At 63.8% G+C, this 22,353-nt stretch carries 20 protein-coding genes; 10 read left to right on the top strand and 10 right to left on the bottom strand.

Going from position 1 to position 22,353, the window contains the following annotated elements; genetic code table 11:
• The first annotated feature begins 59 nt into the window (after nt 1–59).
• The 3 genes from K940_RS0106605 to K940_RS0106580 all read left to right on the top strand — a co-directional run bounded on the left by K940_RS0106605 (nt 60) and on the right by K940_RS0106580 (nt 3,969).
• Nucleotides 60–1,517 (top strand): SDR family oxidoreductase, encoded by a 1,458-nt coding sequence (locus K940_RS0106605; protein ID WP_369797475.1) that lies wholly within the window; start codon nt 60–62, stop codon nt 1,515–1,517.
• Between the two features lie 102 nt (nt 1,518–1,619).
• Nucleotides 1,620–1,781: an alpha/beta fold hydrolase gene (locus K940_RS32230; protein WP_155980769.1), complete on the top strand. Its 162-nt coding sequence runs from the start codon at nt 1,620–1,622 to the stop codon at nt 1,779–1,781.
• A 1,393-nt stretch (nt 1,782–3,174) separates the two neighbouring features.
• Nucleotides 3,175–3,969 (top strand): transcriptional regulator, encoded by a 795-nt coding sequence (locus K940_RS0106580; protein WP_155980768.1) that lies wholly within the window; start codon nt 3,175–3,177, stop codon nt 3,967–3,969.
• Here K940_RS0106580 and K940_RS27180 read toward each other — a convergent pair.
• Both K940_RS27180 and K940_RS0106565 read right to left on the bottom strand, forming a co-directional pair.
• Nucleotides 3,953–4,627, bottom strand: coding sequence for an HAD family hydrolase (locus K940_RS27180; protein ID WP_036527726.1), 675 nt, complete (start codon nt 4,625–4,627; stop codon nt 3,953–3,955). The two genes, K940_RS0106580 and K940_RS27180, sit on opposite strands and share 17 nt — an antisense overlap.
• A 117-nt stretch (nt 4,628–4,744) precedes the next feature.
• Nucleotides 4,745–5,329 (bottom strand): TetR/AcrR family transcriptional regulator, encoded by a 585-nt coding sequence (locus K940_RS0106565; protein ID WP_196812118.1) that lies wholly within the window; start codon nt 5,327–5,329, stop codon nt 4,745–4,747.
• 58 nt (nt 5,330–5,387) lie between these two features.
• Between K940_RS0106565 and K940_RS0106560 the strand changes: the two genes are divergently transcribed.
• Nucleotides 5,388–6,311, top strand: coding sequence for a haloalkane dehalogenase (locus K940_RS0106560; RefSeq protein WP_028476879.1), 924 nt, complete (start codon nt 5,388–5,390; stop codon nt 6,309–6,311).
• 120 nt (nt 6,312–6,431) lie between these two features.
• Here the strand turns inward: K940_RS0106560 and K940_RS32225 are convergent, their stop codons facing one another.
• From K940_RS32225 to K940_RS0106525, 3 genes are all read right to left on the bottom strand, one after another.
• Nucleotides 6,432–6,572 (bottom strand): hypothetical protein, encoded by a 141-nt coding sequence (locus K940_RS32225; protein WP_155980766.1) that lies wholly within the window; start codon nt 6,570–6,572, stop codon nt 6,432–6,434.
• Between the two features lie 375 nt (nt 6,573–6,947).
• Nucleotides 6,948–7,496 (bottom strand): dihydrofolate reductase family protein, encoded by a 549-nt coding sequence (locus K940_RS0106545; RefSeq protein WP_028476878.1) that lies wholly within the window; start codon nt 7,494–7,496, stop codon nt 6,948–6,950.
• Nucleotides 7,497–8,109: 613 nt separating this feature from the next.
• The gene (locus K940_RS0106525; RefSeq protein ID WP_155980765.1) at nt 8,110–9,000 is read right to left on the bottom strand and encodes an MspA family porin; all 891 of its coding nucleotides are present in this window, start codon (nt 8,998–9,000) and stop codon (nt 8,110–8,112) included.
• Nucleotides 9,001–9,802: 802 nt separating this feature from the next.
• Here K940_RS0106525 and rox point away from each other — a divergent pair.
• Nucleotides 9,803–11,236 carry a rifampin monooxygenase gene (rox, locus tag K940_RS0106520; RefSeq protein WP_028476874.1) on the top strand — a complete coding sequence of 478 codons (1,434 nt, stop codon included), beginning with the start codon at nt 9,803–9,805 and terminating at the stop codon, nt 11,234–11,236.
• Nucleotides 11,237–11,431: 195 nt separating this feature from the next.
• Here rox and K940_RS0106510 read toward each other — a convergent pair whose 3' ends face one another.
• Nucleotides 11,432–12,610 carry a winged helix-turn-helix domain-containing protein gene (locus tag K940_RS0106510; protein WP_028476873.1) on the bottom strand — a complete coding sequence of 393 codons (1,179 nt, stop codon included), beginning with the start codon at nt 12,608–12,610 and terminating at the stop codon, nt 11,432–11,434.
• A 284-nt stretch (nt 12,611–12,894) separates the two neighbouring features.
• Nucleotides 12,895–14,109: an epoxide hydrolase family protein gene (locus K940_RS27175; protein ID WP_051406942.1), complete on the bottom strand. Its 1,215-nt coding sequence runs from the start codon at nt 14,107–14,109 to the stop codon at nt 12,895–12,897.
• Between the two features lie 192 nt (nt 14,110–14,301).
• Between K940_RS27175 and K940_RS0106500 the strand changes: the two genes are divergently transcribed.
• Entirely contained in the window at nt 14,302–14,898 is a 597-nt protein-coding gene (locus K940_RS0106500; RefSeq protein WP_028476872.1) for an ABATE domain-containing protein, read from the top strand.
• A 73-nt stretch (nt 14,899–14,971) separates the two neighbouring features.
• Here the strand turns inward: K940_RS0106500 and K940_RS0106495 are convergent, their stop codons facing one another.
• Nucleotides 14,972–15,646: a helix-turn-helix transcriptional regulator gene (locus K940_RS0106495; protein WP_028476871.1), complete on the bottom strand. Its 675-nt coding sequence runs from the start codon at nt 15,644–15,646 to the stop codon at nt 14,972–14,974.
• Nucleotides 15,647–15,711: 65 nt separating this feature from the next.
• On the opposite strand from K940_RS0106495, the gene K940_RS27170 reads away from it, so the two are divergent.
• Nucleotides 15,712–16,542: an isocitrate lyase/phosphoenolpyruvate mutase family protein gene (locus tag K940_RS27170; protein WP_036527723.1), complete on the top strand. Its 831-nt coding sequence runs from the start codon at nt 15,712–15,714 to the stop codon at nt 16,540–16,542.
• Between the two features lie 53 nt (nt 16,543–16,595).
• Here K940_RS27170 and puuE read toward each other — a convergent pair whose 3' ends face one another.
• Together puuE and K940_RS0106480 are read right to left on the bottom strand one after the other, a co-directional pair.
• Nucleotides 16,596–17,513 (bottom strand): allantoinase PuuE, encoded by a 918-nt coding sequence (puuE, locus tag K940_RS0106485; protein WP_028476870.1) that lies wholly within the window; start codon nt 17,511–17,513, stop codon nt 16,596–16,598.
• Nucleotides 17,514–17,751: 238 nt separating this feature from the next.
• On the bottom strand, nt 17,752–18,834 hold the full coding sequence (locus tag K940_RS0106480) for a hypothetical protein (RefSeq protein ID WP_028476869.1): 1,083 nt from the start codon (nt 18,832–18,834) through the stop codon (nt 17,752–17,754).
• Nucleotides 18,835–19,482: 648 nt separating this feature from the next.
• On the opposite strand from K940_RS0106480, the gene K940_RS0106475 reads away from it, so the two are divergent.
• Genes K940_RS0106475 through K940_RS0106465 form a run of 3 tightly spaced genes read left to right on the top strand, consistent with a single transcriptional unit; the run spans nt 19,483 to nt 22,341 of the window.
• Nucleotides 19,483–19,812, top strand: a complete 330-nt coding sequence (locus K940_RS0106475; protein ID WP_028476868.1) for a TcmI family type II polyketide cyclase — start codon at nt 19,483–19,485, stop codon at nt 19,810–19,812.
• 55 nt (nt 19,813–19,867) lie between these two features.
• Complete coding sequence (locus K940_RS0106470) at nt 19,868–21,136, top strand: beta-ketoacyl synthase (RefSeq protein ID WP_028476867.1); 1,269 nt, start codon at nt 19,868–19,870, stop codon at nt 21,134–21,136.
• Nucleotides 21,133–22,341 carry a ketosynthase chain-length factor gene (locus K940_RS0106465; RefSeq protein WP_028476866.1) on the top strand — a complete coding sequence of 403 codons (1,209 nt, stop codon included), beginning with the start codon at nt 21,133–21,135 and terminating at the stop codon, nt 22,339–22,341. The genes K940_RS0106470 and K940_RS0106465 overlap by 4 nt, the downstream gene beginning before the upstream one ends.
• Nucleotides 22,342–22,353: the final 12 nt, after the last annotated feature.

Here is a 22,353-nt window from a genome sequence, read left to right as displayed (position 1 = left end):
CCCCGGTTTGTGGTCATCACCGAGGGGAAGCCAATCGAAAGGCAGTCTTTGTGCGCTGTGTGGTGTTGGGAGCGACCGGCTACATCGGTGGACGTCTGGTACCTGAACTGTTGCGGGCAGGGCATTCGGTGCGGGTGCCGGTCCGCACCCCCGGCAAGCTTGCCGGGGCGCCCTGGCGTGACCGCGTAGAGGTAGTGGCGGGGGATGTGACGTCCGCTGCCGCGATGCGTGCCGCGTTGGCCGGTGGTGACGTGCTGTACTACCTGGTGCATTCGCTAACGCGCGCCGATTTCGACACAGTGGACCGGGCCGCGGCGTCGCTGGTCGCCGCCGAGGCGGCACGGGCCGGGATGACCAGGATCGTCTATCTGGGCGGCATCATTCCGCGCGAGCAGCGAATGTCGCGGCACTTGGCCTCCCGCGCCGAGGTCGGCGAGATCCTGCGCGCCGGATCGGTGCCTGCCCTGGTGTTGCAGGCCGCGGTCATCATCGGCTCCGGATCGACCGGCTTCGAGATGCTGCGCTACCTGACCGAGCGGTTGCCGGTGATGGTGACACCCCGGTGGGTGCGCAACCAGATCCAACCGATCGCGGTGCGCGATGTGCTGTACTACCTGACCGAGGCTGCGACACTGCCGGGCGGCGTCGGCGGCGCTTTCGACATCGGTGGCCCGGACGTCCTGACCTACCTGCAGATGATGCGAGGCTACGCCAGGGTGGCGCAGTTGCCGCGTCGGGTCATCATGCCGATTCCGGTGCTCACCCCGTGGCTGTCGGCGCAGTGGATCGACCTGGTGACGCCGGTGCCCCGCGCGATCGCCGTGCCATTGATGGAGTCGCTGATCAATGATGTGGTCTGCCACGACCATGCGATCGCCACGCTCATCCCGGACCCGCCAGGAGGGTTGACCGACTACCAGCGTGCGGTGACGCTGGCGCTACAGAAGATTCGCGATCTGGATGTGCCGACCAGATGGTCGGACGCCGATCTACCGGGTGTGCCGTCGGATCCGTTGCCCACCGATCCGGCGTGGTCGGGTGGTTCGCTGTATCGGGATGTCCGGGTACGTCACACCGATGCCGATCCTGCGGCATTGTGGCAGGTGATCGAGTCGATCGGCGGCGAGCACGGGTGGTACTCCTTCCCGCTGGCCTGGTCGCTGCGCGGGTGGATCGACCGGCTCGCCGGTGGGGTGGGTCTGCGTCGTGGGCGCCGCGATCCGTACCGGCTGCATGTGGGAGAGGCGTTGGATTGGTGGCGGGTCGAACACATCGAGCGACCCACGATGCTGCGGCTGCGTGCCGAGATGCGAGTGCCGGGGCGGGCCTGGCTCGAGCTTTCGGTCGAGCCGCGTGAGGCGGGTGCCACCTACCGTCAGTGTGCGGTGTTCGAACCGCACGGATTGGTAGGCCACCTGTACTGGAAGGCGATTGCGCCGTTCCACGCGGTCATCTTCGGTGGAATGGCGCGCAATATCACCGGTGCTGCGGAGTCGTCCCGCGTGAAGCCGCGGTGACACGATCTTCGCTGCGCTCCTCGTGTACCTGGTGGCACGATCGCCAACGGCACTTTGGTAGGGGTGATTCGAGCACGGCATGATGCGGAGCTACGGTGGTCAATGACCCCGGGATTGGAGTGCGGGCGGCTTCGCGAGCATGCTCCTGCAGCCGAGGTCGAGGTCTACCCGAATGTCGGACATGAATTGCTATGGGCACTCCCGCAGAAGGTCATACCTCGGCTACTCGAGTTCGTCGCCGAGCACGATGAGGTCCGGGTATAGACAGCGAAACCCCCAAGCGGCGGCATGCCAGTGTTGGCGACTGTCGTCGTGTTCTGGGTCGCACGACTTCGCCATGGCCGCCGACCCACTCGATGACGAGCATCCGAGGCTCCACCTGTTGCACCCGGAACATCCGAGACGGTAGGTAGAGCCCGCGTCGTCATCGACGCGGGCTATCCACAACAGCCGCTTCAGTACTCTCGCGATGCGTCGGGTCGCATCCGGCCTTCTTCGATCAGTACCTGCCGCGCGTGTGCTTTGAGCGGACATTCGGTGGACATGCATTCACGGTGCTGTTGCATCGCTCGGTGCGCTTCAGGGACACCGAGTCTTCCTTCGGGGGGCTTGTGTGACCACATATGTTCGTCACCTATCGCTGTCGAGGATGAAATTCCGGCACCGCATTACTCGCCGAGGCTTTCGGCTGTCCTCATTCGAGGATCCGGGGAAGACATCGACGTCCTGCGTAGTTGCAGCGATCATCTGAGTCCACGAGAACTCTTGGCCTACAAGGCCATCCGCGTATACCGGTCGCCACGTGCCGTCGTCGTGTTGCAGCCAACCGACAGGCTCCTCCGGTGCGTCAGTGGGGTCGTCGTCTGGCATGTTCCGTAGCGCCGCAGCCAGCCGGGCCAGGGCCCCAATGTCCGCTTCCGGCGCCGTCACCAGACGATCTCTCGGACGACAATCCGGTTCGATGTCGCCTTGGTGTCGATGGCGACAAGCGATGGCGTTCTCGTGACTATGACCAGGTCCTCCGTGACTCCGGGAGCCTGTAGCTCGAGCCCCATCGAAACTCCTCTGTGATGTCGGAAATTGCTCTCCAGCAGAGGTTCCCGCATAAGGCTGTCCTGGTATAGGCCATATCGTCGGCCATATGAAGGTCAAAAATAGACCTGATAGGACGTAGACTGGACTCGTGGCAAGCTCAGGCAACACTGCACTCCGCGCCGCGAGGCAGGCGCTAGGAATCCGTTCTCAAACCGCGTTGGCGGCAAGGCTGACCGACATCGCCCGTGAAATCGGTCTGCGAGCCGAAGTCTCGCCCCGAACAGTGCGTCGCTGGGAGTCCGCAGATGCTCCTTGGCCTCACCCCGACCACGCAGCCGTACTCGAGGCACTGTTCCACCGCCCGCTCGTCGAACTCGGCTTCACGCCTCCGTGGTCCGACAGCCAACTACATCGCGCACAAAAGACCAGCCTGCCCGACAAGCGATTCGCGAGCGGCCAGGGTGTGGCCAGTAGGGTCGAAAATCTTCTTCCAGATTCTGTCGCAACCGATTTCGCCACGATCACGATGTCGCACCGACATCTGTATTGGTCGATTCCCGCGAGTCGACTCCATAGTCTGGTAGCTGAACACACTCGGCTTGGAATCGATCTGATACCACAAGTGTCGGGTGCATCGCGTAGCATCCTCGCTCGCGCGGTATCCGAGTCGGGCTTGCTTTCCGGGCGGCTCGAGTTCTTCGACCTGCAACTGCCGAAGCAGTCCCAGGCAAGCCTGGTGATAGCGTTGCGCGCCGCCCACGAGGCAGCCGATTCGCTCCTTGCTGCCGCAGCGCTGGCGCACATGGCTTTCGCGCCCGCCTTTTCCGGTGACCCGACGCGAACCGACGAAGCACGCGAGCGACTACGTGCTGCTCGGGCTTTCGCTCGGCGTGGTGACGCCAATCCAGAGTTCAATGCCTGGCTCGACGCCGTCGAAGCCGAGGTTGAGACCAAGTTCGGCAATACACGGCAGGCGCTCTCGCTCATCCGCCATGCGGAAGAGTCCTACGCAGACGTCGACGCTGGTGCCGCTCCGTCCCCAGCGTGGTTGGACTGGTTCTCCCCAACACGTCTTGCCGGATTCAAAGGCAATACATTGCTTGCCGCTGGATGCAGTCGCGAGGCACGGGAAACATTGGCAGAAGTCATAGCTGAACTGCCTGAAAGCGAGATCAAGCAGAAGTCGATCTATCTTGCTGACGCCGCCGCGGCTTGTGTCCAGGAGAAGAATCCAACGGCGGCGTGTGCGCTACTACAGGATGCGCTCGATCTCCTTGCCAGCAACTGGTATGCAGTCGCATTGGACAGAATCAAGCAGGTACGGACAACACTTCGTCAGTGGGACTCTCTGCCTGAAGTACGTGCCCTTGACGCGCGCTTGTACGACTGGCACATCACTGTCAATTCACTGGTCTGACAGGCGTGTTGTTCTCCGTGGCAACAATTTCGGCCAGTTCGGTGAGGTCGTTGATTTGCCAGTCGGACAGTTCAGCGACTTCCGGCCTGTTGCGGAGAATCAAACCCCACGGTCCACGGCGAACGTACGCTGTGCGCATACCCACAGCTTTGGCCGGTGCCACGTCGTTGTCGATCCGGTCACCGACATATACAATCTCTTCCATTGGGCATCGTGCCGACTCGGTAACCTTCTCGAAAAACCGAGGATCGGGCTTCTGAACTCCCCAATCATCGGATGTCGCAATGAAATCTGTAGGCAGCTCCAGGCCACGAAGTATCGAACCAGCTCGAGCAGTTTGGTTCCCCGCCACGCCGACCTGGATACCCATCGCTCGCAACTTACTCAGGGCAATGCGTACATCCGGGTACAGATCGCCCTCGCCGAACCACTCGGGTTGACCGGCATCGACGCGGGCTTGCCGCTCGTGGTCCAGATCGAACCCAGGGCAAAAGACCTGAAATGCCTCCCGATAATCGCTTCCTGTCGCAATTACGGCACCGAATACAGCAGAGAATGAATGACGCGGAACGCCGAGCCAATCCGCCCACGTCCCGTACTCACGAGATTCATCTACAAGGGTTTCACCAACATCGAATACGACAGCAGAGATCACCATGTCATATTACGACTCCTTCGCGACTGGTCGACCAGTGTGGCCAGATGCAACGAAGGCTATCGAGTCGCAGGCCAGGAGGCCTGGCCGCAAGCAGCCTCGAGCCCTGAGAGCGACGAATCACGGTCGGCGCAAGGCGAGTCCGAGGAATGCGTCCAATCCACTTGTGATCTCGGCCGCGGGTCTCTCGGAAACCTTCGCCAGCAGGATCAGGCCTTGGATCTGCGCGAGAATCGCATGCGCAAGTTGGTCGGGTTCGATGCCGTCACGGAGGGCAGCGTGCTCGGCGGCATCGTGGCAGGCATCGGCCAATCTCGCTTCCCAGCGCCCCAGCACTGCAGCGACGTATTCGCGCAACGCTTTGTCGGTGGTGGACAGTTCGGCTGCCAGGTTGCCGAACGGGCAACCCACGATTCGACCGAACTGCTCTTCGAAACCGGTCTGCACCAGCGTCACCGCGCTCGCGACAGCCAGCAGTCGGACCGCCGGATCGCGGTTTTCGCTCTCGGCCTGCCGCTGCTCCATCTCCCCGGCGTGCAGATCGATGACGGCCTTGGCCACATCGGCCTTCGAGGAGAAGAAATGGTAGAAGCTGCCTTTGTGCACATTCGCGGCGGCACACAGATCGCTGACCCCCACCGAGTGGTAACTGCGGGTGATGAATAGCTTGGCTGCAGACCGCACAATTCGCTCGCGTGTTTGCATGCCGCCGAACATATGTCCAGTTGACCGTTTGGTCAAGAAGCTGATACGTTCAACGCGCATGAAGACTTTGCGCACACCTGATGAGTGTTTTTCCGACCTCCCCGAGTTTCCTTACACGCCGCGGTATGCCGAGATCCCTGACGGCGAAGGCGGCACTCTACGGATGGCATGGGTCGAGGACGGACCCGCCGACGCGGACCCGGTGCTGATGCTGCATGGTGAACCGAGTTGGTCGTTCCTGTACCGCCGGATGATTCCGGTGTTGGCATCCGCAGGTCATCGCGTCATCTGCCCCGACCTGGTCGGCTTCGGCCGCACCGACAAGCCGACTCGCGTGGAAGACCACACCTACGCCAGGCACGTCGAATGGATGCGTACCCTGGTATTCGACGAGCTCGACCTGACTCGCGTGACACTGGTCGGTCAGGACTGGGGCGGACTGATCGGTTTGCGCCTAGCCGCCGAGCACCCCAGCCGTTTCAGCAACCTGGTGGTCGCCAACACGGGCCTGCCCACCGGCGACGTCTCTATGCCGGAGGTGTGGTGGCAGTTTCGTGAGGCCATCAGGACCCAGCCCACCATCGATGTTGGCCGGTTCGTGCAGTCGGGCTGCCAACATCCGATGAGCGATGCGGTCCGCGCCGCATACGACGCCCCCTTCCCCGATTCCTCCTACAACGCCGGTCCCCGCGCGATGCCGGGCCTGGTGCCGACCTCGCCTGACGACCCTGCCGCGGCCGCCAACCGGGCAGCCTGGGCGACGCTGCGCGAGAGCCCCGCCCCGATGCTGGTGGCATTCAGCGACGGCGACCCGGTCACCGGCGGAATGGCACCGATCTTTCGGCGCGAGATGCGCGGGGCCGAAGGGTACGAACACCCAGTCGTCGGTGGTGCCGGACACTTCCTGCAAGAGGATGCCGGAGAAGTACTGGCCGGCCACATCGTCGAGTTCCTCGGGACAGTTGACAAGCGCCACGACTAGTACCGTGGCCGCGCAGTTGGCGGGTTGGGGTGTTTGTCGACCGTGGTGGGGTGGTGAACGGCGACACAGGAAGTCACCACCAACGAAGCACTCGACACCTACCTTGCCGAGCAGGTGCGGTCAACTCACCATCCCGTGGGGATCTGCCGGATGGATACCGGCCAGGGGTCCGTCGTCGGCCCCGATGCGACGGACCAGCCCAAGACGCAGCGCCCGCCCGCCGATCTGGCGGACGGCCATGTCGATGATCCGGTCACCCACGAATCCGGGCCTGGCGGATCGCCGACTCGACACCGTCGGTGACGAACGTAACCGCGCGGTGTCCGCGAGATCCGGTCGTCCGTGCCTGGTAGGCGACGACGAAGGCGTGCTCGCCCGCCGCCGGCACACCGCCTCGGGCATTGGTCTGGTCGAAGAGGAACCGACCCTGTCACGACCGCGTCGATCTTCGGGTACACGACCCTCCGAAGTCCTTCGGTGTCTGGGCGGTGCGCGGCGGGTGTCCGTCGTAGGGGTCGTCCCAGGCTGCTGCTGCCTTCAGTGGAGGAGCGGTCCGACCTCGCCGTCACGCCGAGTAGTGCAGCCGTCCACCGACACAACGGCACCCATGATCGTCCCTCCCGTCACGCTGCTCGCTCAGCCGTTCGCGGGCCGGTAGCGGAGCACGACCACCCCGGACTTGTACTGTGTCGACGACATCAGCTCGAGCCGCAGCGGCCCGAAGCCGTCGAAGAACCGCGGGCCGGTGGGCCACACGTGCGGGTGCACTCCGAACCAGTACTCGTCGATCAGGCTGCACTGCGCGAGCTCCTGCGCGAACTCCCCGCACCCGGAGACCCACAGCGTGTTGTTTTCCTTGACCTTCGCGACGCTCTCGGTGAGGTCGCCCTCGAGCAGCGTCGCGTTCCACTCCAACGGGGCGGACAGTGTCCGCGAGGCAACATACTTCGGCATCGAGTTGATCCGCTTCGCGAACGTCTCCATGCCCGGGACCCCACCGAGGTTCGGCCACGTGGCCGCCAAGCCCTCGTAGGTCTTGCGCCCGAGCAGCATCGCGTCGGCGAGCGTCAGCTGCCCGAGGTTCGCATCGCGACTATCGCTGTCGAGCTCCAACCACTGCTCCGGACTCGGCGCCTCGTAAGCGGCGTTTACGGTGACTGCGCTGTGCAAAATGACCTTCCCCATGCAGCGCATGCTAGTCAACGAAATGTTGCGTTCCTAGAGATTCGACCCCGTGCTGTTCGGCGGGTGGCTGCCGGGTGAGGGCCTGGGGCTGGAGGAGGCGACCACGCCTGTGCTGCTGCGGTTCCTGGCCGCTGCCGCGCGACGCGGCTGCCCCGGCTACGGGAGCCCGGCCGCGTCCACTTGTAGCAACAAGGCCGCGCAGTTAGGGTTTCGCATCACCTGGCTGGGAGTCGCGTGAATCATTTTCGATGTTCTGTGCCTGGCTGCGGACAGCCATCGAGGACTTCATAGAATTCGACACGGGTGCACGTTATGAAGAAACTCATCATCAACTGATTCGAGTTGCGTAGCTTCTCGTGATCGGGCAGCCGCGGCTGTATGGATTTCGAGTCGAATGGTAGCCGGAGCATGGTTGTGGCCTCACTGTTCCACGAGTCCAACTTTGCGACAAACGCTTTCGGCGTTACAAGTCGAAGATCGAGGCTTGGACACATGCCACGTAGCCGTCCGATCGGCCCATACCGCCATGCAGTACGGGCACAGTGCGGATCAACGGATCAGCCGCCGATACACCGTTCCCTTCGGCGGTGTGTGCACCGCCGAAGGACGGCACTCAGATGTCCCAGAAGCGACCCAGCGTCGTCACACTGTCACCGGAATCGCTGACGACGGTGACATACGGTTGCACGGTCGTCGGGCCCACGACACCGGTCACGGTACCCAGAAAATTTACGATCCTGATATACCCCTCAGAACCCGAAATCGGTCCACTGGCAATCTCCACCTGCACGACACCCGGACCGAAACCGACTTCGATCTCACCGGTAAGACTCGGAATGAGATTGCCCTTGAAATCGAGCCCAATCTGCGTCGTGCCGACATCGAACCCGAACGACGGAGTGGTGTAATCGATTTTGATCTTCCCCCCGATCGTCGCCGGATACCCGATGAGATACCCGATCTTGATCGTGCCGGCGAACTCGTCCGCCGTATCACCGGACACAGCGAACTCCGCCTTCCCATCGTGCAACCACTGACGCGTCAGCGGATTACGATCCAATGGAGGCACGCCCCGCACCACCGTATCGGCTTGAATCGCACTGATCGAGCGCTGATGCGCGTCGACGACACTTTCGGTGCTGTCAGTGGCCGCGACCGCGGTACCACCGCCCAGAGCAAGTGCTACCGCGGTGGCCAGCCCCATAGCCACCAGCCAGCTACGACGGCCGGTGTACGGTCGCGTACCACCCGCCTTCGTTCTTCTCGATCCGTTGTGTCGCGCTGGTGTCGGGCGACCATCGCCCGGATATGTGCCACCTGTTCGGTGGAGAAGTTCTGTGTAGCGGCCGCCGTCGCCTCCGACGAAGTAGCGCGAACGCGGCGGCTCCAGAACGACCTCGTGCGCACCGTGTAGCCGCAATTCGCCGGCCAGCATCATGCCAGTCGGCCCGCCGCCGACAACGATCACGTCGAACATGAACTCCCCAGTTTCCTCGGTTCCCATTTCAGCCAGCCGCTCCGCACGCTGTTGTGGCGCACACTTCTGTCGCGAATCCTGACTTCCGCAGGTTCTGGCTTCGGCGGACGATTGTGCGGCACGACCCGGGTCTTGCCGCAAGACCCCCCTTGCGCTATAAATTCAAGTGGGACAGAGCGAGGTTCTCTCAGCTTCATTCTCCCGCCGTGGCTATCGGGACACGGGTCCTGAGTGCCGGCAACGGTCCGGTCATAGAATCGACTGCGTCTCAGACCAATCCATCAATCGTCCTGGGCCGATCAGGGCGATCGAAGTGTTGATCGATAGACGCTCGGTTGGATTTGCTCGTAGCTGTGGAAATCCGGCCGCGCCGACGTGTGGACTTTGCTGCTGCTCGGGCCTTAGGACCAGTTTCGTCTGGCTCGCGATATCACTCTCGTCCTGCGCCGGCCGTGGGGGGAGAAAGGGCCGCCCCTAGACATTTCACCCCCTACGTGTTCGCCAAGGTTTCGGCACCTCTGCCAGAAACCGCTGTCCCGCCCCAGCACCGAAAACCGCTCGCCCTGCCGCCTGACGATGGCCACGGCGAAAATCCATGAGGAATTGTTCATCCGCACCAGAATGCAGCAGAGAACACATCGCTCTGCCCCACCTTCAACTTATAGCGCAAGGGGGGTCTTGCGGCAAGACCCGGGTCGTGCCGCACAATCGTCCGCCGAAGCAAGAACCAGCAGAGATCAGGATTCGCGACAGAGGCGTTCGCGGGTGTGCGCCGCCACAGTGTGCGGTGCAGCTGGCTCAAATGGGAACCGAGGAAACTGGGGAGTTCATGTTCGACGTGATCGTTGTCGGCGGCGGGCCGACTGGCATGATGCTGGCCGGCGAATTGCGGCTACACGGTGCGCACGTGGTCGTGCTGGAGCGAGAACCACAGCCACCGAAGGTTGTCCGTTCGCTCGGACTGCACGTGCGCAGCATCGAAGTGTTGGACCAGCGTGGCCTACTGGAGCGCTTTCTCGCGCACGGCCAGAAGTTCAGGAGGGGTGGCTATTTCGCCGGCATCGACAAGCCGTGGCCCGACCGCATGGACACCGCGCACGGGTACATCCTCGGCATCCCGCAAACCAGCACAGAACGGCTGCTCACCGAGCACGCCACCGAAGCCGGCGCCGATATCCGGCGCGGCAGCGAACTTGTCGGTCTGTCTCAGGACGAGGTTTCGGTAATTGCCGAACTCGCCGACGGCACCCGGCTGCGTTCGCGCTACCTCGTCGGTTGCGACGGCGGCCGCAGCACGGTACGCAAGCTGGCCGGCGTCGGCTTCCCCGGCGAACCCGCCCGATACGAGACGTTGTTGGGCGTCATGGAGCTGACCGCCGCGCCGCAGGAGGTCGCCGCAGTGATGACCGAAGTCCGCAAGACGCAGCTGCGGTTCGGCGTCGGACCGGTCGGTGACGGCGACGGACTGTACCGTGTCGTCGTGCCTGCCGGCGGGGTGAGCGAGGATCGTGCGGTCCCGCCGACCTTCGAGGAGTTCCAGCAGCAGCTGTGGGCCACTGCCGGCACCGACTTCGGTGTGCACTCACCGCGATGGCTGTCTCGGTTCGGTGACGCCACCCGGCTCGCTGAACGCTATCGGGTAGGCCGGGTATTCCTGGCCGGCGATGCGGCGCACGTCCACCCCCCGCTGGGCGGGCAGGGCCTCAACCTCGGCCTCCAGGATGCGTTCAACCTCGGTTGGAAACTCGCCGCCGCGCTGCACGACTGGGCGCCGGACGGGCTTTTGGACAGCTACCACGCCGAGCGGCACCCGGTGGCCGCCACCGTGCTGGACAATACCCGTGCACAGACGGAGCTGATCGCCCTCGAGTCGGGGCCCCGGGCCGCGCGCCGGCTGCTCGCTGAGTTGATGGACTTCGAGGAGGTGAACCGCTATTTGATCGAGAAGATCACCGCGATCTCCGTCCGGTACGACTTCGGCCAGGGGCACCACCTGCTCGGCCGGAGGATGCGCGACGTGGAACTGAAGCGGGGACACCTCTACGGCCTGATGCATCGGGGCCGTGGACTACTGCTCGACCAGACCGGCCGGCTTTCGGTGTCAGGCTGGACCGATCGCGTCGACCATATCGTCGACGTCAGCGAGGAACTGACCGTTCCCGCTCTACTGCTGCGGCCGGATGGCCACGTGGCGTGGGTGGGTGATGATCAGCAGGAGCTATGCACCCAGCTACTTCGATGGTTCGGCGTCGCCGGCAACTAGCTCCACACGATCTCTGTTCGATGGTCTGACCAGGTCGCACGTCGACATCGACGCCGCAGGGTCGACGTGTTGTTCCGCGGCGACGCCGAGCTTCGCTACGAGCTGCAGTCGTTGGCCCACCGAGTGGCCGACCGCAAGCAGAATTCTTCCGCGCACAGGTCGCCGGGCCGTGACCAGCGGTGAGGGCCGAGCTGATCAGGCCGAGGTGAGCGCGGCAGCAAGTGGCGTGGTGAGCGTCTCGGGCAGCACCCGGTCGGCGCGCGCGTCGGTACAGCCGACCCATTCGGCGGCCTCCCGAAGCGCTTTCGCCGCAGCGGGTACGTGTTTGGAACCGTTCAGCGAGATCTGACGCGCCACCAGGGTCCGGCCCTCACGCGCCGGATCCACTCTGCCCACCAGACGCCCGCCCGACAGCAGCGGCATGGCGAAATAGCCGTGCACCCGTTTGCCTTTGGGGACATATGCCTCGAGGCGGTGGGTGAAGTCGAAGACTCGTTCGGTGCGGGCCCGGTCCCACACCAACGAGTCGAAGGGCGAGAGCAGCGTGGTGCGGTGGCGACCGCGCGGCTGGTGTTCCAAGGCGGCGGTATCGGCCCAGGCTACAGCCGTCCGTCCGTCCCTACCCCAGCCGGCTACCGACACCTCGACCAGACCGCTGCCGGGCAGCGCCGAGCGGACTTGTTCCACCGTCAGCCGATGATAGTCCGCGAGATCCTTCACCGTGGCCACCCCCAGCGCCGCGCCCGCTCGTGCGGTGAGCTCGCGCAGGCAGGTTGCGTCGTCCATGTCTTGCGCCAGCAACTCAGCAGGCACCGCCCGTTCGGCTATGTCGTACACCCGCTTCCAGCCCCGACGTTCGGTACAGACGACCACACCGGTGTCCAACAGCCACTCGATGGCGACCTTCGATTCCGACCAGTCCCACCAGGGGCCGCCGTTCTTCGCGCCGCCCAGTTCGGTGGCCGTCATCGGGCCCTCGCCGTGTAGCCGGGCCAGCACTTCGGCGCAGGAACGTTCGCGGTCGGCCAACCTGTGCCAACGGTGGCCGCGCTCGATGAATGCGCGGCGCCGGAAGGCGTACAACGGCCAGGCGTCGATGGGGAGCACACACGCGGCGTGCGACCAGTATTCGAACGCGCGGGTGTGCTGCCAGTACGCCGCCTCCACCACGTTGCGGCCGACAGCGCCGAGCCGAGCGTAGGGCACCAGCTCGTGGGAGCGGGCCAGCACGGAGATGGTGTCGAGCTGCACGGCGCCCAGCTGCTGCAGCACGGCACGAGGAGTGCCGCGCCTGCCGTACGGAGATCCGAGCAGGCCTTGGGCGCGCAGAAAGATTCGGCGCGCCTCGTCGGCAGAGAGAGACACTTCTGGCATGCACGCAGCCTAATAGCCTCTTTCATCCGCAGTATGACGTGATATGCAGATGCATCTGCAGGGTGGAGGCAGGCCAGATGGACCGTTCGACCCGGCGTTACCGTTGGCGGCAGTCGCGATATTGCTGCCGCCTATCCCGGAGGAGGCTGCCGTGGCTGAGCCAACCACCACCGAAGCCAACCACCACCGAACTCATCGAGTCGGTGTCCCAGGCTGGCCCGTTGCCCGTCAGGCTGGTCGCCCTACATCCGATTCACGCATCGAGCGGCGGGCGGGATGCCGACCTATGCGCCGGAACAATTCCGAGTCCCGGCGTCCATCCGCGTCCGCCGATCAGCGGCCAGCACTGCCGCCAAGCCTTCCTGCAGGTCCTTGACGAAATACTCGGGAACTTCAAGCGAAGGGAAATGTCCCCCGAATCCGGGCGACCGCCATCGGACGAGCTGTCGGTACCGCTGTTGTGCCCAGGAGCGCGGACACTTCTCGATGTCGCGGGGATACATGGTGATCGCCGACGGGACGTCGACCCGAAGGTCGGGGTCCAGACGGTTGTGGCTTTCGTAGTAGATGCGGGCCGACGATGCGCCGGTCCGGGTCAGCCAATACAGGGTGACATCATCGAGAATGCTGTCTTTGGAAATTGTCTCGAACGGGCTGTCTTCGGTATCTGTCCACTCGGCGAACTTGTCGAGAATCCAGGCGAGAAGCCCGACTGGTGAGTCGACCAGCGAGTAGCCGATGGTCTGCGGTCGGGTGGCCTGCTGCTTCGCATACGCCGCGCGGTGGCGCCAGAAATCGCGGGTTTCCTCGGTCCACTTGCGTTCTACCGCCGTCAGCCCTTCCGTGGTCACCCCGGGCGGTCCCTCTGCGAACGTTGTGTGGATGCCCAGAACGTGCGCCGGGAATCTGCCGCCGAGGACCGTGGTGATATTGCCTCCCCAGTCGCCGCCGTGAGCTGCGAAGGTGCTATAGCCGAGCCTGCCCATGAGTTCCACCCATGCGGCCGCGATCTTTTCGGTTCCCCACCCGGTGGTGGCCGGCTTGTCGCTGTAACCAAAGCCTGGCAACGATGGAACCACGACGTGGAACGCGGGCGCGTGGGCATCTCTCGGATCTGCCAACTCGTCTATTACATCGGTGAACTCCGCGATACTGCCTGGCCACCCGTGTGTCACGATCACAGGAGTGGCATCTGCGCGTGTGGATCGTCGGTGTAAGAAGTGGATTCTCAGATCATCGATGGTCGTGCGGAACTGGCCGATGCGGTTGAGGCGCTCTTCGAACGACCGCCAGTTGTACCCGGTGCGCCAGTAGTTCACGACATCGACGAGGTCGGTGAGAGGGACGCCCTGTTCCCAACGGCGACGGCCGGGTGCGGCGCGATGGACGGTCTCGGGCTCCGGTAGCCGCGCCGCGGCCAATCGCGCGCGCAGATCGTCGAGGTCGGCGTCGGTTGCGTGGGCTTCGAATGCTTCCACGGCGCCGGTTGGACAGTTCATGAGATGTCGTCACCGAGGTGAGCTGCCGTAGCGACAGCGCTTCGATCGATGCCGACCCCAGAAGGAAAGACGAACCAACGTGTGGGCATGAGACCTCCTGGGGGATCGTGAAACCGGCTCGAACCTTCAATGAACCGCCTATGGTGGTTCTAACATGTCCTATGTCAGCATGCAACCTGCTACGGTGGTTCCATGCGCGGTCGGTTCCCTGACTTTCGTCTCGGCAACGTGCTAGCGACCAGTTTCACGGCCACTCTGACGGAGCGGCGTGGCAATGCTGTAGAGCGCATTCCCACCCCGCAGCGACTCGTCGACTGGCTGGCAGTGAACAACCTGGCCGTGGAGTCCTGCACCGCCACCCAGCTCGAACTCGCTTGGGAATTGAGGGAATCGATTCACGCCGCCGCAACGGCAACCGCGATCGACGACACCGTGCCTGCGTCTGCCATCCAGATCATCAATGACTGCAGCATTCAGGGTCGGGCCGTGGCTGTCTTGACGCCCGAGGGCAATCGTCACTGGCGACTCGGCTCGGCTTCCTGTGTCGAAGATGCCCTGAGCGTGATCGCCGCCGACGCGATCGGCATCCTCGCGGGCGAACGAGACGGAAGATTGGCCCTGTGCGCCTCGCCGACCTGCCAGGCTGCCTTTTTCGATACCAGTCGAAGTCGCACCCGCAGATGGTGTGACATGAACACGTGCGGGAATCGTCAGAAGAAGGCGCGTTTCAATGCCAACCAGCGCACAAGCCGGAATGCCGCACGCAAGGGTGTCGTCCGATCCGGCTGAAGAGCTCGTCGGGTAGGAGGGGATCGACGGCCAGTTGGTCGCCCGCCATGCTCGACGGACGCCACACCCTTGGTTACACTTCGACCCTCAGCAGCGTCCAGAACGCCTGCGCCCCTTGGGGTGTCACCCGCAGTGCCCGCCCAGAGCCGACTCGCCGCACCCATTGTCGCTCCAGCGCTGTGGCGCACAGGGTCGCGCCCAGTGCGCCGGCGAGATGGGGCCGGCGCTCCGTCCTGTCCAGGCACGACCGGACGAGGGGCCGCCGGGAGCTTCGAGGGTGCTGGTAGCCGAGGGCATCGGTCAGCCATGCCCGGCCTTCGGGAGTGACCGCGAGCCCGGAGTCGGTGGCAACCAGACCTCGAGCGATCATTGCGTCTGCCAAGGCCACGCCCAGCTGACCCGCCAGGTGGTCGTAGCAGGTGCGGGCCCGAGCTTCAGCCTCGAATCGAACCGATTCGCGCAGATTCTGCGGGGGCGTTGTCTCGCCGGCATATGAAGCGAGGGTTTCGATCAGGGCGGCTTGCTCCGGGCCTGCCAGCCGGATGTAGCGATGGCGGCCTTGCCGTTCCGCGGTCAGCAGTCCGCCGGCGATGAGTCGGGAGAGTTGCTGGCTGGCCGTGGAGGGTCGCACCCCTGCGTGCCGAGCGAGTTCGCCCGCTGTCCAGGCGCGACCGTCGAGCAGCGCGTGGCAGAAGGCGGCACGTGTGTGGTCGGCGAGCAGGCCGGCGATCTCGGCGAGGGGGGCCATGAAGCCATGATGGCGCACGAACAGTTCGGGGAGCACCGAACTGTCACGGCCCTAGCGTCGAGGCCATGACCAACGCCCACGGTCTGCTCCAGCGTCCGCAGACCACCTTCGCTCGTTTACACGACCAGACCACCCCACTGTTACTCCCCAATGCCTGGGACTACGCCTCCGCAGCCATTCTGGTGGACCAGGGTTTCGAGGCGATCGCGACCACGAGTCTGGGCGTGGCCGCGGCTGCTGGACTGCCGGATGGGGCGGCGGCGACCGCCGAGGAGACCGTGGCCCTGGCCCACCGGCTCGGACAAGGCTCCCTTCTGTTCACCGTCGACGTCGAAGGCGGTTTCAGCGACGACCCGAACGATGTGGCGGAGCTGGCCAGAACCCTGCACGAGCTGGGGGCAGCGGGAATCAACCTGGAAGACGGCCGGCCCGACAACACCCTCGCTCCCATGGAACTGCACGCTGAGAAGATCGCCGCGGTCAAGACCGCCGTTCCCGCACTGTTCGTGAACGCTCGCACCGATACCTACTGGTCCGGAGGGCAGGAGGAACACGACGAGACCGGACGACGCCTCGCGGTGTACCAACGAGCAGGTGCAGACGGAGTATTCGTGCCAGGGCTCACGGATCCGGACAGGATTGCTGCTGTGATGGACACCCTCACCGTCCCGCTGAACCTTCTGTACCAGCCGACCGGCCCCAGCGTTGCCGATCTGGCGGCATTGGGCGTGCGCCGGATCAGTCTCGGCTCGCTGCTATACCGCAACGCTTTGGCGGCGGCCGCAGCCACAGCGACCGCCATCCGTGACGGTCTGCCAATGAAACGTGCGACGCTGTCCTACACGCAGCTACAGGCGCTGGTGGCGCCTGCTGACCACCAGGGGAGGTATCCGTGATCGGATTCCATCACAGGAGCCCCAGAGCTGCACAGTCGAGTATGCGGCAGAACTCAGTTCGGTGGGTGCACTTTTGCCCAGTGGTTGGCGATGTCGATTCGCTGGGCCATCCAGACCTTGTCGTGCGACTGGACGTAGTCGAGGAAACGTTGCAGCGCGGCCGTGCGAGCGGGGCGTCCGGAGAGGCGGCAGTGCAGACCCACCGAGAGCATCTTCGGCGCGCCGGCCACTCCCTCGGCATAGAGCACGTCGAAGGCATCTTTCAGGTAGGAGAAGAACTCCTCACCCGTGGCGAAGCCGGCGTAGGAGGTGAACTTCATATCGTTGGCCTCGAGAGTGTAGGGAACCACCAAGTGGTCCTGGCCATTCACCTTCACCCAGTACGGCAGATCATCGGCGTAGGAGTCGGCATCGTAGGCGAAGCCGCCGTGCTCGACGACCAGCTCCCGAGTTTGCGGAGAAACGCGCCCGGTGAACCACCCTCGCGGCGGCTCACCGATCAACCTGGTGATGATCTGCACAGCCTCGTCGATGTGCTGGCGCTCCACTCGGGGATCGACCGTTTGATAAGAAATCCACCGCAGCGAGTGGCATGCGACTTCACAGTTCATGCGTTTGAGCTCGTGTACCGCAGCGGGATTGCGTTCCAGTGCCCGGGCAACGGCGAAGATCGTCAAGGGGATGTCGCGGGTGGCGAATGCTCGTAGCACTCGCCACAGCCCTGCCCGCGACCCGTATTCGTACATCGTTTCGATCGGTAGGTTTCGGTTCGGATACACGTCCATCGGGACGACATCCGACAGCAAGCTCTCGGCTGCCGGGTCACCGTCGAGGACACAGTTCTCGGCGCCCTCTTCGTAATTGAGGACGAACTGCACCGCGAGGTTCGCATCATCGGGCCAGTGTGGGTGCGGTGGATTCGGCCCGTAACCGACCATATCGCGGGGGTAGGCGAGGTCGAAGTCGCTCATGCCACATCACTCCTGTTCAGTGCGTAGCCGAACGCGACGGACATTGCGAGGTGCCCTCCAGCCGCCGCGCGAATCCATCTTCAGAATAGACGTCGTAGCGGTACCGGCTACTGGATCGGCAATCTGTCGCCGAAGGGGAAATGAACCACCGGCGCCGCCACGGAGGGACGCCGAGAGTCACAATGCCTCGTTCAGCGGAGACCGCCACGGCGGATGAGGCGCTGTCGCCGGGCGTTGCTCAGGGACGGATGGGTGCGTGATCCTGGATTTTGAGCGGGGTGACCGGGGTACCGTCGCTCCACGTGCCCATGTACCGGTGTTCGGGCGTGTCGCCGAGAGCGTATTCGCGGTCGGCGCCGCTGTCGGCTGCGCTACGCAGGGCATCCCAGACCTTCCAGATGAAGAAGTAGTCGTAGGCGTCGATGGAGCCCCGAGTGTCGGGGTTCGGCGAGCCGTTGGACACACCGTGCGCGGACAGCAGCGGGGGAGTGCCGTGCTTGTCGGTGTAGGTCAGCACGATGTTCTTGTTGGCCGGCGGAATATGGCCGAGTTTCGGGAAGAGCGCGTTGCAACTGGAGTCCTGGTTACCCTCCAGCGCGACGATCCCCTCATCGCCGATATGGCACTGGAACAGCGTATCCGCGGGAATGCCGGCGAGAGTGTCGTCGAGTGCAGGCTCACCCTTGCCGGCGAACCCGCCGTCGTGGGGATCATCGAGAAAGACCGCTCGAGGACGTGGCAATTCGAGGGCTTCGTGGCGATTGAGGAAGTTGGAGGTCAATATGCCACCGAACGACAAGCCGAAGTAGCTGGTGCGGTCGAGCTGTGGCTGTACCCGCGCGGAGTCGGACTGCAGGAAGCTCAGCCCACCGCGAATGCCCTCCACCGCCGACTGCACGCAGGGCTCGATGTCGCCCGGCCCTTTCGGACATGGGGTGCGCGGGCTGGCTTGCCAGCGCGGGTAGATGACGACGCTGCCCTTGCGAACCGTGTGACGGATGAGCCCGTGCAGCTTTTCGTAGCCGGAGTACTCACCGAAGCCATGCGTGATCACCGCTAGTGGGGCACTCGCCAAAGGCGGACCCCCGACAGGCTCGAACGCAAACCACGCGTTGTCGCCCTCGCCGCCGGAGCTGACTCGCATGTCCGTGTAGGCGTAGTCACTGCCACCCGGACCAGACGTCGGTTGTTGCGGTGGAGCGACCGCGTTCACCGGCCCCCCGGCGGATCCACTGTCGGGGGCGGCGTGCGCTAGCGCGGTGGTGCCGACCAGTGCACCGGAGACCACGAGTGTGACCGTGAGCCGGGCAGTGGCTCCCACTCCACGCGTGAAAGCTCGGCGCCGAGCGGAAAGAACAGTGGACGAGAAGGCTGGCCGCATCAATTGGTCCTTCGTTACACAGATCCTCGGAGTGGCTTTCGCCGACAGCGATTGCACTCTAGCTGCAATACACGAGGTCGGCGACCGGCCGCCCGTTGCCCGTGCCGATGGAAGTCGTTGCTCGACAAGCAGATACACCACGGTGTCGAGTCGGGCGTGTTGTGACTGCTCACCGAATGGACCCGTCCGGAGCCGGCAGGCGGCAGGCCCGCCAACCAGTCCAAACCGCCGGCCCCGCCGTCGAGCTAGACCATGCCGAGCAGGCTGCTCCGGACCGTGAGCGGCGCACAACACCAGGCCAGTGGCTGTGAGCAGGCGACTTAACACTGCCCTAAGGTTCGCGTAGTGAAAAGATAGCGGAAGATTTGATGTCGTCTTATTGACGGATGGAGCAGAGCCGAAGAAGATATTTCATAACATCCCCATTTTTGTGTTCGAGGGACAGCAAACACTGAGGTTGCAGATCCCCGGCAGTGGATGTTCTGTCGATGAATTCGTCGCCCCTGGAATGCTTCCCCACCCGATGGTTCGGCGCGCCTGGCTGCCGGCATTTCGGGTGCGGCAGGGCATGTTTCTCAAGGATTTACAATGCACTCCACACTTATCGTCGCGCGTATGAATCCGGCGTCGTCGACGTCTGTAGCAAAGATCTTCGAGGAGTTCGACAAGAGTGAGATGCCCGGACTCATGGGCACCGTTACTCGTCAACTCTTCCACTATCGTGGACTCTATTTTCACCTTCAAGAATTCGAGTCGGCCGACCGTGCTTCCTCGATCGAGAAGATGAAGTCGCATCCGTCCTTCGTGCGGATCAGCAGCGACCTCGAACCGTTCATCAGCGCCTATGATCCAGACACTTGGCGCTCACCGTCCGATGCGATGGCGACACGGTTCTATCACTGGACACAGTCCTCCTGAAGTTCGGCCGCTCATACCGGCCAATGCAAGTGGTTTGTATACCGAGAGGTTTGCGGTGAAACGTCAAGTAGTTGTTACTGGCATCGGCGTGCTCGCGCCGGGAGGAATCGGAAAGCGCGCATTCTGGGATCTGTTGCTCGCGGGGCGTACCGCGACTCGTGGGGTCACCTTCTTCGATGCCTCCTCCTTCCGCTCGCAGGTCGCGGGCGAGATCGACTTCGTGCCTGCCGAACACGGTCTGGGGGTGCAGGAGATCCGGCGCATGGACCGGGCGGCTCAGCTGGCAGTGGCCGCGGCACGCGAGGCCATCGGTGATGCCGGTCTCGATACCGGCGCACTGGACCCACACCGGCTGGGTGTGACCGTAGGCAGCGCCGTTGGCGCTACCACCGGTCTCGACCAGGAATATCGGGTCGTCAGCGATGATGGTCGGTTGCATTTGGTGGATCACGAGTACGCGGTCCCGCACCTGTACAACTATTTCGTTCCGAGTTCGTTCGCCACCGAAGTGGCCTGGCTGGTCGGCGCGCAGGGACCCACGTCGGTGATCTCGACCGGTTGCACCTCCGGAATCGACTCGGTTGCCCACGCGGTCGAACTCATTCGCGAAGGTTCGGCCGACGTCATGGTCGCCGGCGCCACCGATGCTCCGATATCTCCTATCACGGTGGCGTGCTTCGATGCCATTCGCGCCACGACACCGCGCAATGATGAACCGGAGTGCGCCTCCCGGCCGTTCGACCGTTCACGCAACGGATTCGTCCTGGCCGAAGGTGCCGCCATCTTCGTGCTCGAGGAGAGAGAGAACGCGCAAAGGCGCGGAGCGCGAATTTACGCTGAAATAGCGGGATATGCCTCGCGCAGCAATGCGTATCACATGACCGGGTTGAAACCCGATGGTAGGGAAATGGCCGATGCAATCGGCGCGGCACTGATCGAGGCGGAAGTTGCAGCCAGCGACGTCGATTACATCAATGCGCACGGATCGGGAACGAAGCAGAACGATCGGCACGAGACCGCCGCATTCAAACGGGCACTCGGTGAGCAGGCCTATCGGGTGCCGGTCAGTTCGATCAAGTCCATGATCGGGCACTCGCTCGGAGCTATCGGATCTGTCGAGATCGCCGCCTCTGTCTTGGCGATAGAAAACAATGCCGTGCCGCCCACTGCCAATCTGCACACGGCCGACCCAGAATGCGATCTCGACTACGTACCAGTGACCGCGCGCGAGTGGAAGACAGATGTCGTGCTGACAGTCGGAAGCGGTTTCGGTGGCTTCCAGAGCGCAATGGTCCTCACTCATCCGGAAAGGCGTGCAGCGTGACGGTTTCGGCAGTGATCACTGGCCTCGGTGTGGTCGCCCCCAATGGTCTCGGAGTCGCCGATTATTGGTCGGCCACCTGTAGCGGAAAAAGCGGAATCGGGCGGGTTGGACGGTTCGATATCACGCAGTACCCGAGCACGCTGGCAGGAGAGATTTCAGGCTTCGACGCCGAGGACCACCTGCCCAAGCGGCTGCTTCCACAGACGGACAGGATGACACAGCTGGCTCTCGTGGCCGCGGACTGGGCGCTACAGGACGGAGACATCCGGACATCCGACATGGCCGAGTTCCGCATGGGCGTGGTCACCGCCAATACCTGTGGCGGGTTCGAGTTCGGCGAGGGGGAGTTGCGCAATCTGTGGAGCAAAGGCGGCAGCCACGTCAGCGCATATCAGTCCTTCGCGTGGTTCTATGCGGTGAACACCGGTCAGATCTCGATCAGACAGGGTATGCGTGGACCCAGCAGTGTCGTGGTGAGCGACCAGGCAGGTGGTTTGGATGCGCTGGCCCAGGCGCGGAGGGAGATTCGCCGAGGAAGCGCGTTGGTGCTCTCGGGAGGTGTCGATGCGCCGATTTGTTCCTGGGGTTGGGTAGCGCTGCAGGCAAGCGGCCGGATCAGCACCAGCGAGCTGGCCGATCGCGCCTACTTACCATTCGACGCCGAGGCACACGGTCAACTGCCCGGTGAAGGCGGCGCACTACTGGCAGTGGAAGATATGGCAGCCGCGCGCGATCGCGGTGCACGTATATACGGCACGATCGCCGGGTACGCGACCACCTTCGATCCCAAGCCCGGTAGCGGGCACGAACCCGGATTGCGCCGCGCTATCGAACTCGCATTGGCCGACGCGGAATTGGCGCCGGGCGATGTGGATGTCGTATTCGCCGACGCCGCAGCAGATCTCGAATTGGACCAGATCGAAGCCGAGGCCATCGGCGCGGTGTTCGGGCCGTGTGAGGTTCCGGTCACGGCCCCGAAAACCATGACGGGAAGGCTCGGTTGTGGTGCCGGCGCGCTGGATGTCGCCACTGCCCTGCTATCCATTCGTGACGGGTGCATACCCCCCACGACCAACATCGACCCGATGTCGAGCTACGACCTCGACGTGGTCACCGAGACGCGCCCGGCCACCGTGCGAAACGCCATGGTGCTCGGCCGGGGTATCGGCGGATTCAACTCCGCACTCATCGTCGGCGCTGTGTGAGTGACGCCGACC

The organism is Nocardia sp. CNY236, from assembly GCF_000482385.1.
In the GTDB taxonomy this organism is placed as follows: Bacteria; Actinomycetota; Actinomycetes; order Mycobacteriales; family Mycobacteriaceae; genus Nocardia.
The sequence above is the reverse complement of the archived record's forward strand: the minus strand, read 5'-3'. Positions and strand labels throughout refer to the sequence as shown.

Bases quoted from the DNA above. Each gene is read 5' to 3' on its own strand.
- puuE (WP_028476870.1), bottom strand. From the start codon at position 17,513: ATGAGCGACTTCGACCTCGCCTACCCCCGCGATATGGTCGGTTACGGG.
- K940_RS0106565 (WP_196812118.1), bottom strand. From the start codon at position 5,329: ATGCAAACACGCGAGCGAATTGTGCGGTCTGCAGCCAAGCTATTCATC.
- K940_RS0106495 (WP_028476871.1), bottom strand. From the start codon at position 15,646: ATGGCCCCCCTCGCCGAGATCGCCGGCCTGCTCGCCGACCACACACGT.
- K940_RS32230 (WP_155980769.1), top strand. From the start codon at position 1,620: ATGACCCCGGGATTGGAGTGCGGGCGGCTTCGCGAGCATGCTCCTGCA.
- K940_RS0106545 (WP_028476878.1), bottom strand. From the start codon at position 7,496: ATGGGGAAGGTCATTTTGCACAGCGCAGTCACCGTAAACGCCGCTTAC.
- rox (WP_028476874.1), top strand. From the start codon at position 9,803: ATGTTCGACGTGATCGTTGTCGGCGGCGGGCCGACTGGCATGATGCTG.
- K940_RS0106510 (WP_028476873.1), bottom strand. From the start codon at position 12,610: ATGCCAGAAGTGTCTCTCTCTGCCGACGAGGCGCGCCGAATCTTTCTG.
- K940_RS0106560 (WP_028476879.1), top strand. From the start codon at position 5,388: ATGAAGACTTTGCGCACACCTGATGAGTGTTTTTCCGACCTCCCCGAG.
- K940_RS0106525 (WP_155980765.1), bottom strand. From the start codon at position 9,000: ATGGGAACCGAGGAAACTGGGGAGTTCATGTTCGACGTGATCGTTGTC.
- K940_RS27170 (WP_036527723.1), top strand. From the start codon at position 15,712: ATGACCAACGCCCACGGTCTGCTCCAGCGTCCGCAGACCACCTTCGCT.
- K940_RS0106475 (WP_028476868.1), top strand. From the start codon at position 19,483: ATGCACTCCACACTTATCGTCGCGCGTATGAATCCGGCGTCGTCGACG.
- K940_RS0106500 (WP_028476872.1), top strand. From the start codon at position 14,302: ATGCGCGGTCGGTTCCCTGACTTTCGTCTCGGCAACGTGCTAGCGACC.
- K940_RS27180 (WP_036527726.1), bottom strand. From the start codon at position 4,627: ATGGTGATCTCTGCTGTCGTATTCGATGTTGGTGAAACCCTTGTAGAT.
- K940_RS27175 (WP_051406942.1), bottom strand. From the start codon at position 14,109: ATGAACTGTCCAACCGGCGCCGTGGAAGCATTCGAAGCCCACGCAACC.